Raw genomic sequence first — 15,671 nt, 5'->3', positions numbered from 1 at the left:
CGCGGGTAAGGTCAGCCCCTGTGAGTGGACGAACGACAGCGCTGACACCGCCGGCCGACGCCGGGCCGCCGGTGCGGCACCCCGAGGCCCCCGCGCCGGGCGAGGTCATCGGGGCGCACTACGAGAACTGCTTCGGCTGCGGCCAGGGCGTGCCGCACGGTCTGCACCTGGAGGTGCGGGCCGGCGAAGGCGTCGCCGTGACGGCCGAGTTCCGGGTCAAGGAAGCACACCAGGGAGCCCCCGGCCTGGCGCACGGCGGCGTGCTGGCGACGGCGCTCGACGAGACCCTGGGGTCGTTGAACTGGCTGACCCGGGTCATCTCCGTCACCGGCCGGCTGGAGACGGACTTCCTGCTGCCCGTCCCCGTGGACAGCGTGCTGTACCTGGAGGCGAAGGCCGTCGCCGTCCACCACCGCAAGATCTACTGCACGGCCACCGGGCGGCTCGGCGGCCCGGACGGGCCCGTCGCGGTCCGCGCGGACGCGGTCTTCATCGAGGTCAAGGTCGAGCACTTCATCAACAACGGCCGCCCCGCGGAGATCAACGCGGCGCTCGCCGATCCCGACCAGGTCAAGGTCGTCCGAGCCTTCGAGGTGAACCCGTGAGCCGTCCGCCCGTCGACGTGCTGATCCGCCGCCTCGACCCCGAGGTGCCGGTCCCCGCCTACGGTCATCCCGGCGACGCCGGTTGCGACCTGGTGACCACCGAGGCGGCCGTGCTCGCCCCCGGTGAGCGCGCCGTTCTTCCCACGGGGGTGTCGATCGCGCTGCCCGATGGGTATGCGGCCTTCGTGCATCCACGTTCGGGTCTCGCGGCCCGGTGCGGGGTCTCCATGGTGAACGCCCCGGGGACCATCGATGCCGGGTACCGTGGAGAGATCAAGGTGATCGTGGTCAATCTGGATCCGCGCGAGAGCGTGCGGTTCGAGAGGTTCGACCGCGTTGCCCAGTTGGTTGTCCAGCAGGTCGAGAAGGTCCGCTTCCACGAGGTGGCGGAGCTTCCCGGCTCGGCGCGGGGCGAAGGGGGCTTCGGGTCCACCGGGGGCCACGCCGCCGTGGGGCATGGATTCGCTTCGGTCGCCTTTGACCGGGAAGGACAGTGACGTGTTCGGTCGTCGCCGCAAGCGCAGCGAGGACGCCGTCGAGCAGTTCGACGACGTGACCTCCGAGGAGTCCGCGGAGGATGCGGAGTCCGTACAGGACGCCGCGGCCGAGAGCCGGGTCCGGTTGGAGCCGGAGCCGCGCCCGGACGGGCCGTGGGACGTCTCCGAGGTCCACGCACCCGCCGAGGGCCGGGTCGACCTGGGCGGCCTGTTCGTGCCGGGCGTCGAGGGAATGGAGCTGCGGGTCGAGGTCGCCGGGGACGCCATCGTCGCCGCGACCGTGGTGCTGCGCGACAGCGCGGTGCAGCTCCAGGCGTTCGCCGCCCCGAAGCGCGAGGGCATCTGGCACGAGGTGCGGGACGAGATCGCCGGCGGTATCACCCAGCAGGGCGGTGTCGTGGACGAGGTACAGGGCCCGCTGGGCTGGGAGCTGCGGGCGCAGGTGCCCGTCGCCCTCCCGGACGGGACGAACGGCGTGCAGTTGGTGCGTTTCGTGGGCTGTGACGGGCCGCGCTGGTTCCTGCGCGGTGTGATCTCCGGGCAGGGCGCGGTGCAGCCGCAGACCGCCGGAATGCTGGAGCAGATCTTCCGGGACACCGTCGTGGTGCGCGGCGATGCGCCGATGGCGCCCCGCGACCCGATCGTCCTGAAGCTGCCCGACGACGCCCAGATGGTCGCCGAGGGCATGCAGGACGACCAGCAGCAGGGCTCCCGCTTCGCCGGGGGCGTGGAGCGCCTCCAGCGCGGGCCGGAGATCTCCGAGGTCCGCTGACGCCCTGCGTCCTTGGCTTGATCCCATCCTTCCGCCGGGCCGGAACCCCTTCCCAGGGGTTCCGGCCCGGCGGCGTTTTCGCAGGTCCCCGGAGCGGCCGTATGGATCTCGTCAAGGGGGCGCCAAGGGCCGTAAGGGAGGCGTCAACGAACGTCCCGCGCTCTGATCGCGGAGGTTTCCTCTAGAGGTCCTTCCTGCCCGATCTCTCTAGGAGCACACGATGGCCGACGTGGCCTTCGTCGCCACCGCGATCGCGGTCTTCGCGCTGGTGGCTCTCGTCGCCAAGGGGGTGACGAAGCTGTGAGCACCGAGAACGTCGTCGGCCTGGTCGTGGCCGTCGCCCTGCTGGGCTACCTGATCCTCGCCCTCGTCTTCCCGGAGAGGTTCTGAGCACTCACATGAGCCCCGTCCTCTCCGGAGTCCTCCAGCTCACCGCGGTCGTCGCGGCGCTGGCGCTGGCGTACCGCCCGCTGGGCGACTACATGGCCGGCGTGTACAGCTCCGAGAAGCACCTGCGCGTCGAGCGGTGGATCTACCGTCTGATCGGCGCCGACCCCCGCGCCGGGATGCGCTGGCCCGCCTACCTGCGCGGTGTCCTCGCGTTCTCGCTCGCGAGCGTCCTGTTCCTCTACCTGCTCCAGCGGGCCCAGGGCGTCCTGCCCGACTCGCTGTCGCTCGGCTTCACCGCGATCTCACCCGACCAGGCGTTCAACACCGCCGCGTCGTTCGTCGCCAACACCAACTGGCAGTCGTACAGCGGTGAGCAGGCCATGGGCCACGCCGTGCAGACGCTCGGCCTCGCGGTGCAGAACTTCGTCTCCGCCGCCGTCGGCATGGCCGTCGCCATCGCGCTGGTCCGGGGCTTCGCCCGGTCCCGCACCGGCGAACTCGGCAACTTCTGGACCGACCTGGTGCGCGGCACCGTCCGCATCCTGATCCCGATCTCGGTGGTCGGCGCGCTGGTCCTGGTGGCCTGCGGCGCGATCCAGAACTTCGCGGGGATCCACGAGATCGGGCGGCTGACGGGCGGCACCCAGCAGGTCAACGGTGGTGCCGTGGCCTCGCAGGAGGTCATCAAGGAGCTGGGCACCAACGGCGGCGGCTACTTCAACGCCAACTCCGCCCACCCCTTCGAGAACCCGAACGCGTTCTCCAACCTCTTCGAGATCTTCCTGATCCTCGTCATCCCCTTCGCGCTCACCCGCACTTTCGGCAAGCTGGTCGGCAACGTCAAGCAGGGTTACGCGATCCTGGCCACCATGGGCCTCATCTGGCTCGGCTTCACCGCGCTGATGATGTGGACCGAGTACGCCCACCACGGTGCCGCGCTCCAGGCGGCCGGCGGGGCGATGGAGGGCAAGGAGCAGCGGTTCGGCGTCGGGGCGTCGGCGATCTTCGCGACGACCACCACGCTCACCTCGACCGGGGCCGTGGACTCGTTCCACTCCTCGTTCACCGGCCTCGGCGGCGGGATCACCCTGCTGGGCATGATGCTCGGCGAGATCGCGCCCGGCGGTGTCGGCTCCGGCCTCTACGGCATGCTCGTGATGGCGATCATCGCGGTGTTCATCGCGGGCCTGATGGTCGGCCGGACGCCCGAGTACCTGGGCAAGAAGATCGGCACCCGGCAGATCAAGCTCGCCGCCTGCTACATCCTCGTCACGCCGACGCTCGTGCTGGGCTTCACCGCGCTGTCGATGGCGCTGTCGTCGCCGCCGGAGTCGATCCTCAACACCGCGGGGAACTCGGTGCACGGCAGCGGGGCGCACGGCTTCTCCGAGGTGCTGTACGCCTTCACCTCCGGCGCCAACAACAACGGCTCGGCGTTCGCCGGCCTCAACGCCAACACGCCCTGGTACAACACCACGATCGGCCTCGCCATGCTGCTCGGCCGCTTCCTCCCGATGGTCTTCGTCCTGGCCCTGGCCGGCTCGCTCGCCGAGCAGCGGCCCGTGCCGGAGACCGCGGGCACCCTGCGCACCGAGAAGCCGCTGTTCGCCGGGCTGCTCGTCGGCGCGATCATCGTCATCACCGGCTTGACCTACTTCCCGGCCCTGGCCCTTGGCCCGATGGCGGAGGGACTCTCATGAGCACGACCACCCCTGTCCGTACCGCCTCCGAAGGCCCCCAGGGTGACGAGGGGGCGCCGGGCCCCGAGGAGCACGGCCGGGTCTCCGGTGGCCTCTTCGACCCCGCGCAGCTCGTCAGGTCGCTGCCGGACGCCTTCCGGAAGCTCGACCCCCGGGTGATGGTCAAGTCCCCGGTGATGTTCGTGGTCGAGGTCGGCTCGGTGGTCACCACCGCGCTGGCCCTGAAGGACCCGGGCGACTGGTTCGGCTGGACGATCACCGTCTGGCTGTGGCTGACGGTCCTCTTCGCCAACCTGGCGGAGGCCGTCGCCGAGGGCCGGGGCAAGGCGCAGGCCGACACCCTGCGCAAGGCCAAGACCGACACGGTGGCCCGCCGGCTGTCCGGGGGCACCGAGGAGTCGGTGCCGGGCACCGAGCTGCGCGTGGGCGACCTGGTCGTCTGCGAGGCGGGGGACGTCATCCCGGGCGACGGCGACGTCGTCGAGGGGGTGGCCTCCGTCGACGAGTCGGCGATCACCGGCGAGTCGGCCCCGGTGATCCGGGAGTCCGGCGGCGACCGGTCGGCCGTCACCGGTGGCACCAAGGTGCTCTCCGACCGCATCGTCATCAAGATCACCACCAAGCCGGGCGAGACCTTCATCGACCGGATGATCAACCTGGTGGAGGGCGCGGCCCGGCAGAAGACGCCGAACGAGATCGCGCTCAACATCCTGCTCGCCTCGCTGACCATCGTCTTCCTGCTGGCGGTCGTCACCCTCCAGCCGTTCGCCGTCTACGCGGGCGCCGAGCAGACGATGATCGTCCTGGCGGCCCTGCTGGTCTGCCTCATCCCGACCACGATCGGCGCGCTGCTGTCGGCGATCGGCATCGCCGGCATGGACCGGCTGGTGCAGCGGAACGTCCTGGCGATGTCCGGGCGCGCGGTGGAGGCCGCGGGCGACGTCTCGACGCTGCTGCTCGACAAGACCGGCACCATCACCTACGGCAACCGGCAGGCCGCCGAGTTCGTACCGGTCAAGGGCACCATGGCGGCCGAGGTGGCGGACGCCGCGCAGCTCTCGTCGCTCTCCGACGAGACGCCGGAGGGCCGCTCGATCGTCGTCCTCGCCAAGGAGAAGTACGGGCTGCGCGAGCGGCACGAGGGCGAGCTGGTGGGCGCGGAGTGGATCCCGTTCACCGCACAGACCCGGATGTCCGGCGTGGACGTGGCCGGCCGCAAGGTCCGCAAGGGCGCGACCGGCTCGGTCATCGCCTGGGTCGAGGAGCGGGGCGGCACCGTCGCCGCGGACGCCCGGCACCTCACCGACGACATCTCCCAGGCGGGCGGCACCCCCCTGCTCGTGGCCGTGGAGGACGACCGGGGCGCCCGGGTCCTCGGCGTCATCCACCTCAAGGACGTCGTCAAGGAGGGCATGCGGGAGCGCTTCGACGAACTGCGGGCCATGGGCATCAAGACCGTCATGATCACGGGCGACAACCCGCTGACGGCCAAGGCCATCGCGGAGGAGGCCGGCGTGGACGACTTCCTCGCCGAGGCCACCCCCGAGGACAAGATGGCCCTCATCAAGCGCGAGCAGGCCGGCGGCAAGCTCGTCGCGATGACCGGCGACGGGACGAACGACGCGCCCGCGCTGGCCCAGGCGGACGTCGGCGTCGCGATGAACACCGGGACCTCGGCCGCCAAGGAGGCCGGGAACATGGTGGACCTGGACTCGAACCCCACCAAGCTCATCGAGATCGTCGAGATCGGCAAGCAACTGCTCATCACGCGCGGCGCGCTCACCACCTTCTCGATCGCCAACGACGTCGCGAAGTACTTCGCGATCATCCCGGCCATGTTCGCGGTGGCCTACCCGGGCCTCGACAAGCTCAACATCATGAGCCTGCACTCGCCGCAGACCGCGATCCTGTCGGCCGTGATCTTCAACGCGCTGATCATCGTGGCGCTGGTCCCGCTCGCCCTCAAGGGCGTGCGCTACCGGCCCATGAGCGCGGACGCGATGCTCCGGCGCAACCTCCTGATCTACGGACTGGGCGGTCTCGTCTCCCCGTTCGTCGGCATCAAGATCATCGACCTGCTCATCTCCCTCATCCCTGGCATCGGGTGACGACACCATGAACATCTCCGTACGCAGCGCGGCCCGGCTCGCCGGAGCGGGGCTCCGGGCCCTGCTGGTCCTCACGGTGATCTGCGGCGTGATCTATCCGCTGGTCGTCACGGGCCTGGCCCAACTGGCCTTCCACGACAAGGCGAACGGTTCCGAGGTGAAGGTGGACGGCAAGTCCGTCGGCTCGGCGCTGCTCGGCCAGAGCTACACGCTGGACAGGAAGGACAAGGACGGCAACCCGCTGCCCGACCCCCGGTTCTTCCAGCCGCGCCCCTCGGCGGCCGGCCCCAACACCGAGAACACGCGCCACAGCCTGCTCGTCTCGGGCGCCTCCAACCTGGCGGCCGACAGCAAGGTGCTGCTGGAGAGCGTCGAGAAGCGCCGCGCGGACGTCGCCGCCTTCAACGGCGTCTCCCCGTCGTCGGTCCCGGTGGACGCCCTCACCGCCTCGGCCTCCGGTGTCGACCCGGACATCTCCCCGGCGTACGCCCGCCTCCAGGCGGCCCGCGTCGCCAAGGCCAACGGTCTGCCGGCCGACGCGGTCGAGCGGCTGGTGAAGGACCACACGGCCGGGCGGCAGCTCGGCTTCATGGGCGAGGAGCGCGTCAACGTCCTGAAACTGAACGTGGCGTTGAAGGAGCTGGCCGCCGCCTCCCGGTAGGCGTGCCAAGGCCGCGCCGGATCCGTCCGGCGCGGCCCCTCGCGTCAGCGCGTGGTGTAGCCGCCGTTGACGAACAGGGTCTGCCCGTTGAGCCACCAGCCGTCCGTGAGCAGGAACTTCACGTACGGGACGATGTCCTCGATCTTCGTCAGGTCGCCGTTCATGGCGGACGACTTGTGGTAGGCGATGGAGTCGTCCGTCTCGGCCGGGTAGAAGAAGCCGGTGTCCATCGGGCCGGGGGCGATGTTGTTGACCGAGATGTTCCGGCCGAACAGCTCCTTGGACAGGGCGCGGGTGAAGTGCTCGACGGGCGCCTTGCTGCCGGCGTACACGGAGTACAGGCCGGTGTAGGCGGCCAGCAGCGAGGTGACGATCGTGATGATCTTCCCGCCGTCCTCCACGCGCTTGGCGGCCTCGCGCATCATGAAGTACGCCGCCTTGGTGTTGACGGCGAACATCTTGTCGAACTCCTCCTCGGTGGTCTCGGTCATCGGCTTCTTGATGACCATGCCCGCGGTGTTGACCACGCAGTCGACCCTGCCGAACTCCCGCACCGCCGTGTCGAAGAGCTTCTCCACCTCGGCGACCCGGGTCAGGTCGCCCTGGTGCGTGACGGCCTGGCCGCCGGCCTTCCTGACGTCCTCGGCCGTCCGCTCGGCCTTGTCGCGCGAGGAGTCGCTGTTGTAGTGGACGACCACCTTGGCGCCGTCCGGGGCGATCTCGCGCGCGATCAGGCCGCCGAGGTTGCGGGAGGCGCCGCCGATCACGACGACCTTGTCCCGGAGTGTGCGATCGGGTCGAGCGGACATGAGTCCCTCCTCGTCGTGAGCGTGGGGAGCGGCGGCGGGCTCCGACCCTCACCGCCGATACCTTCACGTTATTCCGGAATGCCCCGGTACGCCTGCCGGTCCGTCCGCGCCCCGCCCGCCGGGCCCGGCAGGCGTCAGAGCTGCGTCAATACCCGGTGCGAGCCCCCTGAGCGCCCGGAATGTCCGGACCGCCCGCCGTAAGCTTCGACTGCGCGGCGGTGCGGCATCCAGGACGGAGAACCGGCCCGGTCCCCGGCGCGACGCTGAAAGACAATGGGGCCATGGGACGCGGCAATCTCCGGATCTACCTCGGTGCGGCACCGGGCGTCGGCAAGACCTACGCCATGCTCTCCGAGGCCCACCGACGGGTGGAGCGCGGTACCGACGTCGTCGTGGGGTTCGTGGAGCACCACGGCCGGCCGCGCACCGAGGTCATGCTGCACGGCCTGGAAGAGGTGCCCCGGCGCGAGATCGCCTACCGGGACAGCGTCTTCACCGAGATGGACGTGGACGCCGTCCTGGCCCGCCGTCCCGCCGTCGTCCTCGTGGACGAGCTCGCCCACACCAACGTCCCCGGCGCGCGCAACACCAAGCGCTGGCAGGACGTCGAGGAGCTGCTCCGGGCCGGTATCGACGTCGTCTCGACCCTCAACATCCAGCACCTGGAGTCGCTGGGCGACGTCGTCGAGTCGATAACGGGCGTGCGCCAGCAGGAGACCGTCCCCGACGAGGTCGTCCGCCGGGCCGCCCAGATCGAGCTGGTCGACATGTCGCCACAGGCCCTGCGCCGGCGGATGGCGCACGGCAACATCTACAAGCCGGACAAGGTCGACGCGGCGCTCTCCAACTACTTCCGCCCCGGCAACCTGACCGCCCTGCGCGAGCTGGCCCTGCTGTGGACCGCCGACCGGGTCGACGAGTACCTGCGGCAGTACCGCTCCGACCACGACGTCTCGACCATATGGCAGGCCCGCGAACGCATCGTCGTGGGCCTCACCGGCGGCCCGGAGGGACGCACCCTCATCCGGCGCGCCGCCCGGATGGCCGCCAAGGGCTCCGGCAGCGAGATCCTCGCCGTCTACATCGCCCGCAGCGACGGGCTGACCGCCGCCTCGCCCAAGGAGCTGGCGGTCCAGCGGACCCTCGTGGAGGACCTGGGCGGCACCTTCCACCACGTCATAGGCGACGACGTGCCCGCCTCGCTGCTGGAGTTCGCGCGCGGCGTCAACGCCACCCAGATCGTCCTCGGCTCCAGCCGCCGCAAGAGCTGGCAGTACATCTTCGGACCCGGCGTCGGGCAGACCGTCGCCCGGGACTCGGGCCCCGACCTCGACGTGCACATCGTCACCCACGAGGAGGTCGCCAAGGGCCGGGGGCTGCCCGTCGCGCGCGGCGCCCGGCTCGGCAGGGGCCGCATCGTGGCCGGCTGGCTCGTCGGCGTCGCCGGGGCCGCCCTGCTCAGCCTGCTGCTCACCCACGTCGTCCCCGAGCTCGGCCTGGCCAACGACATGCTGCTGTTCCTGTGCATGACGGTGGCCGCCGCCCTGCTCGGCGGTCTGCTTCCGGCCCTGGCGTCGGCGGCCTTCGGCTCGCTGCTGCTCAATCTCTTCTTCGTCGAACCCGTGCACCGGCTGACGGTCACCAATCCGAAGAACATCGTCGCCATGGCGATCTTCGTCTTCGTCGCGGTGTCCGTGGCGTCCGTGGTGGACCTGGCCGCCCGCCGCACCCACCAGGCGGCCCGGCTGCGGGCCGAGTCGGAGATCCTGTCGTTCCTGGCCGGCAGCGTGCTGCGCGGCGACAACAGCCTGGAGGCGCTGCTGGAGCGGCTGCGGGAGACCTTCTCCATGGACTCCGTCGCCCTTCTGGAACGCGCCAGCGACGTCGACCCCTGGACCTGTGCCGCGAGCGTCGTCGGCAACGGCGGCAAGCCGCTGCTGCGCCCCGAGGACGGCGACGTGGACATGCCCGTCGGCGACACCATGGCGCTGGTCCTGGCCGGCCGCGTCCTGCCCGCCGAGGACCGCCGGGTGCTCGCCGCCTTCGCCGCCCAGGCCGCCCTCGTCCTCGACCGCCAGCGGCTGGTCGGCGAGGCCGAGCGGGCCCGCAGGCTGGACGAGGGCAACCGGATCCGCACCGCGCTGCTGGCCGCCGTCAGCCACGACCTGCGCACCCCGCTCGCCGCCATCAAGGCCGCCGTGACCTCGCTCCGCTCCGACGACGTCGCCTGGTCGGAGGAGGACGAGGCGGAGCTGCTGGCCGGCATCGAGGACGGCGCCGACCGCCTCGACCACCTCGTCGGCAACCTCCTCGACATGTCCCGTCTCCAGACCGGCACGGTCACCCCGCTCATCCGCGAGATCGACCTCGACGAGGTCGTCCCGATGGCACTCGGCGGCGTCCCGGAGGGCAGCGTGACGCTGGACATCCCGGAGACCCTGCCCATGGTCGCCGTCGATCCGGGCCTGCTGGAGCGCAGCGTCGCCAACATCGTCGAGAACGCCGTCAAGTACAGCCCGGCCGGCACGCCCGTGCACGTGGCCGCCAGCGCCCTCGGCGACCGCGTCGAACTGCGGGTCGCCGACCGGGGGCCCGGCGTCCCCGACAGCGCCAAGGACCGCATCTTCGAGCCCTTCCAGCGCTATGGCGACGCCCCGCGCGGCGCCGGCGTCGGGCTGGGCCTCGCGGTGGCCCGCGGCTTCGCCGAGGCCATGGGCGGCACGCTCGCCGCCGAGGACACCCCCGGCGGCGGCATGACGATGGTGCTCACCCTGCGGATGGCGGCGGGGCGCCCACCGGTGCGCCCGGACCTGCCGGCGCAGGCCACGACGTGAGCCGTCCGGCCGCTCCCCGGCCTTCCCGTCGATTTCCCGGGCCCCACGGCGGGGCCCGCTCGAACAGCAGAGGTGGTCCCGCATGAACCGGGTGCTCGTGGTGGATGACGAGCCGCAGATCGTCCGCGCTCTTGTGATCAACCTCAAGGCCCGCAAGTACGAGGTCGACGCGGCCCCCGACGGCGCCACCGCCCTCCAGCTCGCCGCCGCCCGCCACCCCGACGTCGTCATCCTCGACCTGGGCCTGCCCGACATGGACGGCGTCGAAGTGATCAAGGGGCTGCGCGGCTGGACCCGGGTGCCGATCCTGGTGCTCTCGGCTCGCCAGACCTCCGACGAGAAGGTCGAGGCGCTGGACGCCGGCGCCGACGACTACGTCACCAAGCCGTTCGGCATGGACGAGCTGCTGGCCCGGCTGCGCGCGGCCGTCCGCCGGGCCGAGCCCACGGGGGCCGCGGCGGCGGGGGACGACGCGATCGTCGAGACGGAGGCGTTCACGGTCGACCTGGCGGCGAAGAAGGTCAACCGCGGCGGCCGGGACGTCCGGCTCACGCCGACGGAGTGGCATCTGCTGGAGGTCCTGGTCCGCAATACGGGCCGGCTCGTCAGCCAGAAGCAACTGCTCCAGGAGGTGTGGGGGCCGTCGTACGGGACGGAGACGAACTACCTGCGGGTGTACATGGCGCAGTTGCGGCGGAAGCTGGAGCAGGATCCGTCGCACCCGAAGCACTTCATCACGGAGCCCGGGATGGGGTACCGCTTCGAGCTGTAGGCGCGATGCGCGTGGGGCTCCGGGGGCCGGGGGAGTGGAGTGTCGCCGAGCCGGGGTCGGGTGACCGGTTCGAGCCGTAGGGAGTGAGGGCCGGGGTTCCCGTGGCCGTCGTGAAAGCCGGGACCGGAGACTGCAAGGCCCCTCCCCGGCCCCGGTACGCTGGGTTCATGAGTGCCGTATCCCGTTCCGACAAGCCGACCGGCCGATTCCGCCGGATGCTCGACCGGCTTTCCACCTCGCAGGAGGAGCTGCACGACGCGGAGCTGCAGCAGGACGCGGAAGCGGTGGGCTGCACGAAGATCGGCGACTGCGGTGACCGGCAGATCGTCACGGTCACCGGAACGCTGCGGACCGTCACCCTGCGCCCCCGGGCCGGGGTCCCCGCCCTGGAGGCCGAGCTGTTCGACGGCTCCGCCGCCCTCGACGTCGTCTGGCTGGGGCGCCGTTCCATCGCCGGGATAGAACCGGGCCGTAAGCTGATCGCCTCCGGCCGGATCTCCATGAGCCACGGCCGGAGAGTGCTGTTCAACCCCCGATACGAACTCCGACCGCTCGGACAGGAGTAGCCCTTGTCGTCTCTCGACGAACCGATGGACCGGCCGACCGGAAAGCACCGGGACGACGGTTCCCGCTCGGCCACCGAAGCCGCCCTGTTCGAGGCGTTCGGCGGGGTCCGGGGCATGGTGGAGACCACCGTGCCCGGCCTGGTGTTCGTCGCGGTCTTCACCGTCAAACGGGACATCCACACCGCGGCCATCGCCGCGCTGGCGCTGTCCCTGGTGCTCGGTGTCGCCCGGCTGGTCCGCAAGGACACCCTGAAGCACGCCTTCAGCGGCGTCTTCGGCGTGGCCTTCGGCGCGGTCTTCGCGATGATGTCCGGCGACGCCAAGAACTTCTACCTGCCGGGCATGCTCTACACCCTCGGCCTGGCCGTCGCCTACATCGTGACGGCCATGCTCGGCTGTCCGCTGCTCGGTCTGATCCTGGGCCCGGTGTTCAAGGAGAACCTCTCCTGGCGCACCCGCAACCCCGGCCGCAAGAAGGCGTACACCAAGGCCAGTTGGGCCTGGGGGCTGATCCTGCTCGCCAAGTCGGCGATCCTCTTCCCGCTGTACTGGTGGGGCGACGCGACCCAGCTCGGCTGGGTCAAGGTGGCGCTCGGCATCCCGCCGATGCTGCTCTCCGTCTACCTGACCTGGATCTTCCTGGCCAAGGCGCCGCCGCCGATCGACGTGTTCGCGGAGATGGAGGCGGCGGAGGCCGCCGAGCGCGAGGCGAAGGCGGCGGGCAGCGGCACCGGGGGCAAGGCGACCCCGTAGCGCACACCGTTCGACCCGCGCGCGACGCGGAGAGCCCCCGGGACGGCATGTCCCGGGGGCTCTCGTATGTCAGGCGGGTCACCGTCAGTCGGTGGGCTCCTCGCGGCGGACCGACAGCAGGTCCTCCAACTGCTCCTCCCGCGCGGGCGCCGCGACGAACAGCAGCTCGTCGCCGGCCTCCAGGGCGTCCTCCTTGTTGGGGGTGAGGACGCGGTTGCCGCGGATGATGGTGACCAGTGAGGTGTCCTCGGGCCAGTCCACGTCGCCGACGCGCGTCCCGGCCAGCGCCGCCTCCGGGGGCAGCGTCAGCTCGACGAGGTTGGCGTCACCCTGGCTGAAGCGCAGCAGCCGGACCAGGTCGCCGACGCTCACCGCCTCCTCGACCAGGGCCGACATCAGCCGCGGCGTCGAGACGGCGACGTCCACGCCCCACGACTCGTTGAAGAGCCACTCGTTCTTGGGGTTGTTCACGCGCGCCACGACGCGCGGGACCCCGTACTCCGTCTTGGCGAGCAGCGAGACGACGAGGTTGACCTTGTCGTCACCGGTGGCGGCGATCACGACGTTGCAGCGCTGGAGCGCCGCCTCGTCGAGCGACGTGATCTCGCAGGCGTCGGCCAGCAGCCACTCGGCCAGCGGCACCCGCTCCACCGAGATGGCGGACGGCGCCTTGTCGATGAGCAGGACCTCGTGCCCGTTCTCCAGCAGTTCCCCGGCGATGGAACGGCCGACGGCGCCCGCTCCCGCGATTGCGACGCGCATCAGTGGCCACCTTCCTCGGGGCCCTGCGCGAACGCGGCCTCCACCGTCTCGACCTCGTCGGTGCGCATCATCACGTGCACCAGGTCGCCTTCCTGCAGCACCGTCGAGGACGACGGGAGGACCGCCTCGCCCAGCCGGGTGAGAAAGGCCACCCGGACCCCGGTCTCCTCCTGGAGCTTGCTGATCCGGTGCCCTATCCAGGCCTCCGCGACCGGGATCTCGGCCAACTGGACGCCCCCGGTGGGGTCACGCCACAGCGGCTCGGCGCCGGACGGCAGCAGGCGCCGCAGCATCTGGTCGGCGGTCCAGCGGACCGTGGCCACCGTGGGGATGCCCAGCCGCTGGTAGACCTCCGCGCGGCGCGGGTCGTAGATGCGGGCCGCGACGTTCTCGACGCCGAACATCTCGCGGGCCACCCGGGCCGCGATGATGTTGGAGTTGTCGCCGCTGCTCACCGCGGCGAAGGCGCCGGCCTCCTCGATGCCCGCCTCGCGCAGGGTGTCCTGGTCGAAGCCGACCCCGGTCACCCGCCGCCCGCCGAAGCCGGACCCGAGGCGCCGGAAGGCGGTCGGGTCCTGGTCGACGACCGCGACCGTGTGGCCTTGCTGCTCCAGGGTCTGGGCCAGGGCCGAGCCGACCCGCCCACACCCCATGATCACAATGTGCACGACGCCTGCCCCGTACTCCGGAATTCCGCGCTGACCTGCACCAACACCCTGCTCACTTCTTCCTGCTCAGCCGAGCCCCTGCGGTGTCCACCGGTCCGCCGCTCCCGTGCGGGCGGCCGGCGGCACCGGTACGACCACGCCCACGGGTGTCTCGTTCCCGCCGGCGCACGTCACCACGGTAGCCGCAACGCCGTGCCGCCCGACCCCCCGGACCCGCCGACCGGCCGCACGGCCGTCGTCCACCGGGGCGCCGGAGCGCCCGCCGCGGGGCGCGGTGACCGCGGTGCACCCCCGTACGCGACGCCGCGCACCCCCGGCCTCCCCTCCGCGCCGCCCTGGTGGCCGGACCACCGTCAGGCGGGCCCACCGGGTGTCCGGCGCACCTGTGCCGGGTGGGGGACCCGGGGCGAGGGTGGTGACCGGCCGGGCCGACGCGGGACGCCGGTGTACGACGCCGGTGCCTGACGGCGCCGGCGGAACGACGACGTGGGGGACAGGGATGAACGGGACGGCTGTGTACCCGCCGACGGCCGGACGACGACCGCCGGTGGTCGGACCTGACCTGCGCGACCTGGTCTTCGCCGACCTCTGCGCACCCCTCTTCGCCTCCCTGCCCCGCACCGACCAGCGCCGCCGCGGCGAGGCCTACCTGCGCGGCCTGCTGGGGGCGCGGGGCCGCAAGTCCATCCGCACCATCGCCGCCATGACCGGCGGCCCGGCCGCCGAGCAGAGCCTCCACCACTTCGTCGCCGCCTCCCCCTGGGCGTGGGGACCGGTACGCCGCGCGCTGGCGCACCACGTCGTACGGGCCGCGCCCCCGCAGGCGTGGGTGGTGCGGCCGATGACGATCCCGAAGGCGGGCGACAACTCCGTCGGCGTCGAGCGCCGCTACTGCCCCGATGCCCGCCAGGTGATCAACTCCCAGCAGGCCGTCGGGGTGTGGGCGGCCTCCCCGGACCTCACCGTCCCGGTCGACTGGCGGCTGCACCTCTCCGGTGCCTGGCTGGACGACCCGGCACGGCGGCGCCAGGCCGGCATCCCGGACTCGGTGACCGAGGAGACCTGGGGCGAGTGCGCGGTCGAGGCGTTCACGGGGATGACACGGGACTGGGGCCTGCCGGCGCGGCCGGTGGTGCTGGACGCCCGGGAGGCGGACACCCTGGCGGCGCTGCCCAGGCTGCGGGCCGCCGGCGTGCCCGTCCTCGCCCGGGTCGGCGGCGGACTGCGGCTGACGCTGTCCGAGCCGACCCTGCCGGGGCGCGGCGGCTCCTTCACCGCCCGGCACGTCATGGCCGCCGCCCGCGACCTCCGGCGCCCGGTGCTCTGGCGCGACGGGGAGTCCGGCACCGCGCGGAGCGCCCTGGTCGCAGCCGTGCGGGTCGGGCTGCCGGCGGCACGCGGGGTGGCGGGTGCGCCCGTCCGGCACCGGGAGATGGTGCTGCTGGGTCTCGGGGAACGCACGGAACGGGCCGCCCACCGGCCCGCCGAGCTGTGGCTCACCGACCTGCTGAACGTGTCGCCGGCCGCGCTGGTGCGGCTGACCCGACTGCAGGACCGGGTCGACCGGGACTTCCACGAGATCTCCGACCGGGTGGGTGTCCGGGACTTCGCCGGACGTTCCTTCGGCGGCTGGCACCGGCACACCACCCTCGCCTCGGCCGCACACGCGGTGGTCGCGCTGACGCGGCGGGCGGAGGCGGAGGCCTGGTGGGAGACGAACGCCATGACGGTGGACGCGTGTCCGGGGCGGGCCTCCTGAAGCCCGCGGGCCGGC

15 protein-coding genes are annotated in these 15,671 nt (G+C 71.8%); 12 read left to right on the top strand and 3 right to left on the bottom strand.

Features of this window, described 5'->3' with window-relative positions; all coding sequences use genetic code 11:
* Positions 1 to 20: 20 nt before the first annotated feature.
* From ACZ6X9_RS30375 to kdpC, 7 genes are all read left to right on the top strand, one after another.
* Complete coding sequence (locus ACZ6X9_RS30375) at positions 21 to 605, top strand: PaaI family thioesterase (RefSeq protein WP_469781232.1); 585 nt, start codon at positions 21 to 23, stop codon at positions 603 to 605.
* Entirely contained in the window at positions 602 to 1,102 is a 501-nt protein-coding gene (gene dut / locus ACZ6X9_RS30370) for a dUTP diphosphatase (protein WP_469781231.1), read from the top strand. The genes ACZ6X9_RS30375 and dut overlap by 4 nt, the downstream gene beginning before the upstream one ends.
* Before the next feature lies 1 nt (position 1,103).
* Positions 1,104 to 1,874, top strand: a complete 771-nt coding sequence (locus ACZ6X9_RS30365; RefSeq protein ID WP_469781230.1) for a DUF3710 domain-containing protein — start codon at positions 1,104 to 1,106, stop codon at positions 1,872 to 1,874.
* A 300-nt stretch (positions 1,875 to 2,174) separates the two neighbouring features.
* The gene (gene kdpF, locus ACZ6X9_RS30360; protein ID WP_109284084.1) at positions 2,175 to 2,264 is read left to right on the top strand and encodes a K(+)-transporting ATPase subunit F; all 90 of its coding nucleotides are present in this window, start codon (positions 2,175 to 2,177) and stop codon (positions 2,262 to 2,264) included.
* Positions 2,265 to 2,272: 8 nt separating this feature from the next.
* The gene (gene kdpA / locus ACZ6X9_RS30355; RefSeq protein ID WP_469781229.1) at positions 2,273 to 3,964 is read left to right on the top strand and encodes a potassium-transporting ATPase subunit KdpA; all 1,692 of its coding nucleotides are present in this window, start codon (positions 2,273 to 2,275) and stop codon (positions 3,962 to 3,964) included.
* Entirely contained in the window at positions 3,961 to 6,072 is a 2,112-nt protein-coding gene (gene kdpB, locus ACZ6X9_RS30350; protein WP_469781228.1) for a potassium-transporting ATPase subunit KdpB, read from the top strand. The genes kdpA and kdpB overlap by 4 nt, the downstream gene beginning before the upstream one ends.
* A gap of 7 nt (positions 6,073 to 6,079) precedes the next feature.
* Positions 6,080 to 6,733 carry a potassium-transporting ATPase subunit KdpC gene (gene kdpC / locus ACZ6X9_RS30345; RefSeq protein ID WP_469781227.1) on the top strand — a complete coding sequence of 218 codons (654 nt, stop codon included), beginning with the start codon at positions 6,080 to 6,082 and terminating at the stop codon, positions 6,731 to 6,733.
* A gap of 44 nt (positions 6,734 to 6,777) precedes the next feature.
* Here the strand turns inward: kdpC and ACZ6X9_RS30340 are convergent, their stop codons facing one another.
* Positions 6,778 to 7,542 carry an SDR family oxidoreductase gene (locus tag ACZ6X9_RS30340; protein ID WP_469781226.1) on the bottom strand — a complete coding sequence of 255 codons (765 nt, stop codon included), beginning with the start codon at positions 7,540 to 7,542 and terminating at the stop codon, positions 6,778 to 6,780.
* 281 nt (positions 7,543 to 7,823) lie between these two features.
* On the opposite strand from ACZ6X9_RS30340, the gene ACZ6X9_RS30335 reads away from it, so the two are divergent.
* From ACZ6X9_RS30335 to ACZ6X9_RS30320, 4 genes are all read left to right on the top strand, one after another.
* Complete coding sequence (locus ACZ6X9_RS30335) at positions 7,824 to 10,376, top strand: ATP-binding protein (protein ID WP_469781225.1); 2,553 nt, start codon at positions 7,824 to 7,826, stop codon at positions 10,374 to 10,376.
* A gap of 82 nt (positions 10,377 to 10,458) precedes the next feature.
* Positions 10,459 to 11,148 carry a response regulator gene (locus ACZ6X9_RS30330; RefSeq protein ID WP_436782449.1) on the top strand — a complete coding sequence of 230 codons (690 nt, stop codon included), beginning with the start codon at positions 10,459 to 10,461 and terminating at the stop codon, positions 11,146 to 11,148.
* Positions 11,149 to 11,315: 167 nt separating this feature from the next.
* Positions 11,316 to 11,714 (top strand): OB-fold nucleic acid binding domain-containing protein, encoded by a 399-nt coding sequence (locus ACZ6X9_RS30325; RefSeq protein WP_185943286.1) that lies wholly within the window; start codon positions 11,316 to 11,318, stop codon positions 11,712 to 11,714.
* A gap of 3 nt (positions 11,715 to 11,717) precedes the next feature.
* Positions 11,718 to 12,467 (top strand): DUF3159 domain-containing protein, encoded by a 750-nt coding sequence (locus ACZ6X9_RS30320; protein ID WP_469781224.1) that lies wholly within the window; start codon positions 11,718 to 11,720, stop codon positions 12,465 to 12,467.
* A gap of 84 nt (positions 12,468 to 12,551) precedes the next feature.
* Here the strand turns inward: ACZ6X9_RS30320 and ACZ6X9_RS30315 are convergent, their stop codons facing one another.
* Both ACZ6X9_RS30315 and ACZ6X9_RS30310 read right to left on the bottom strand, forming a co-directional pair.
* Complete coding sequence (locus ACZ6X9_RS30315) at positions 12,552 to 13,229, bottom strand: potassium channel family protein (RefSeq protein WP_004949287.1); 678 nt, start codon at positions 13,227 to 13,229, stop codon at positions 12,552 to 12,554.
* Positions 13,229 to 13,897, bottom strand: a complete 669-nt coding sequence (locus tag ACZ6X9_RS30310) for a potassium channel family protein (RefSeq protein WP_152263938.1) — start codon at positions 13,895 to 13,897, stop codon at positions 13,229 to 13,231. The genes ACZ6X9_RS30315 and ACZ6X9_RS30310 overlap by 1 nt, the downstream gene beginning before the upstream one ends.
* A gap of 499 nt (positions 13,898 to 14,396) precedes the next feature.
* Here ACZ6X9_RS30310 and ACZ6X9_RS30305 point away from each other — a divergent pair, with 499 nt between their 5' ends.
* On the top strand, positions 14,397 to 15,656 hold the full coding sequence (locus ACZ6X9_RS30305; protein ID WP_469781223.1) for an IS701 family transposase: 1,260 nt from the start codon (positions 14,397 to 14,399) through the stop codon (positions 15,654 to 15,656).
* The last annotated feature ends 15 nt before the right edge of the window (positions 15,657 to 15,671 follow it).

The sequence above is a fragment of the Streptomyces sp. NPDC052910 genome (assembly GCF_055585605.1).
Note: the sequence above shows the minus strand (reverse complement) of the source record. Positions and strands in the feature narration are given on the sequence as shown.